At 33.6% G+C, this 1973-nt stretch carries 2 protein-coding genes; both read right to left on the reverse strand.

Going from position 1 to position 1973, the window contains the following annotated elements; genetic code table 11:
• Positions 1 to 32: 32 nt before the first annotated feature.
• Positions 33 to 1352 (reverse strand): hypothetical protein, encoded by a 1320-nt coding sequence (locus AAEY97_RS21060; RefSeq protein ID WP_351001282.1) that lies wholly within the window; start codon positions 1350 to 1352, stop codon positions 33 to 35.
• 343 nt (positions 1353 to 1695) lie between these two features.
• On the reverse strand, positions 1696 to 1973 hold a 278-nt coding region (locus AAEY97_RS21065; protein WP_351001285.1), incomplete at its 5' end, for a hypothetical protein.

Consider the following 1973-nt stretch of genomic DNA (forward strand, 5'->3'; position numbering starts at 1 on the left):
AAGAAGTCTGAAACAGAAACAAGAAATGCAGCTTAAAATTTAAGTAAAGAGTGCCAACTACCTTGAAAAACACCGAGAGTATTTAGGCGACAATTGAATGCAGCATCAAGCTGAGCCTTATCAAAAGAGAAATAGAGTTTGTTATCATTAACTTTCCTAAACTTCTTATCCAATATTTTAGCTAACGGCTGTATCGATTTATCTTTTACTAACCGTTTTAACTGTTTATCGGTGAGATCGTCGAGGTATTGAGGTTTTAATAACTGAACGGTTGCGAGTAATGATTCAACCGATGGCATATTCAGCAGAGCAATAGGTGATTTGCTAAAGTTTTGGCGTGACTCAAGTCTGAAATTACATCTTTGTGAAAGGAACCACTCATAGATGCCTTCTAGCTCGCCAGCGACTCGTTCAAATGAGCCAACAAGTCCTTTAATGGCACGTTCTACGAACTTCTTATTCTCTTTGAGAGTTTTATCATAGCCAATAAGATGATGGCTATATCTATCACCTATATAGGTGGTTTCTGTCGCCCAATGACTATTAAATGGGTAGCAAAGACTCTTTTTAACTTTATTGTTATTTGTCATCATAAAAGCGAATAATTGAGATACGCCATGCATGATATATCCAGTATGTAGTTCCAATAACAAAGCATGCTTGAATAACTGCTCATATCGACGGCCTAATACCGACTTAAACTGATACAACATAAAAGAAATAAGCGAGAGACTTAACCGTGTAGGAATAAACTCAATTTCACAGTTATAAACTAAATCTCGGCCATTATTACGCTCATATTCGGGATTAGCGATAAAAACATCAATGTTCCTATAACTATCATTGTCTGCAAAAAACTTAAATCTGGATGTAAAGAACGGCTTTGTATCACCAGTCTTAAACCCTTTATTAACATTACCAACGTTAACTTTCTTTGCTATTAATCTAGCGCTTCTTTCTGATGTTTTTACACAGGCTAAACCACTACTCTCATTTAACAACTTATTTATATCTGTTGATGTCAAAGATAGGCCTATACGTATGTAGTCAATATCAACATTTTCGGCACAAACATTCTTAATGTGATCAGCCATTAATTTTTGTTGATACTTGACTACATGGCTTTTTCTTAATAACTTTAATATTTTATTAACTTTTGTTTTATACTTTAATGTTCTAGGATTAGTTAAAATAGCCATTTCACGATTAAGTTCTGGCTGAACTAAAGGGTATTTATCTGTTTTTGATATATTAAAAATTTTACTCGGCACTACTTTTTTAAAGAATGATGATTGCTTAAAACCATTGGTATGCGACTTAGATTTACTCTTAGATAGCTTAGAACTACTCATACTCTAATACCTATACAATTGTATATTAATCTGACATTTAAGTGTAAGCAGGCTTTCCAGCTGCGAGCTCGCAGTTAGAAAACCACATGTTTACACAACAATTTATTATTAAGTATCGATTCCTTTTAAAAAATCGAACTCCTGTTCACAATCTATAGAGCTGCCTAGTTGAGCATCATATAAAAGAGGAAATATACTTTAGTATCGTTTAGCTCTTCTATATTCAACTCATCTGCTATTGCCATTAAAATTGCTGTTGTATTATTAACGCACATTCATATCGTATATAGACATGATGTGCACTCTCATTAGTTAAACAATGGAATTGATATGTAAAGTTGTCTCAAGTTGAGACAACTTTTGATTCTCGCAAAGACAATATCTGCTCAACACACTCATTAAGCGCCATTAATTCAATTGGATGTAATTTAACTATAAGATTAATAGCTTCTCCTAGTTTAGATGTGTACACACCACCATAAGCTTTATAATTAATATCAGTCATTACTGATTGAATAATACAATCAAGTTCTGAGTAGTCTTTTTCATCATCGGATTCATCATCGGATTCATCATCGGATTCATCATCGGATTCATCATCGGATTCATCATCGGATTCAT

The organism is Shewanella sp. TB7-MNA-CIBAN-0143 (genome assembly GCF_040310065.1).
Taxonomy (GTDB): Bacteria; Pseudomonadota; Gammaproteobacteria; order Enterobacterales; family Shewanellaceae; genus Shewanella.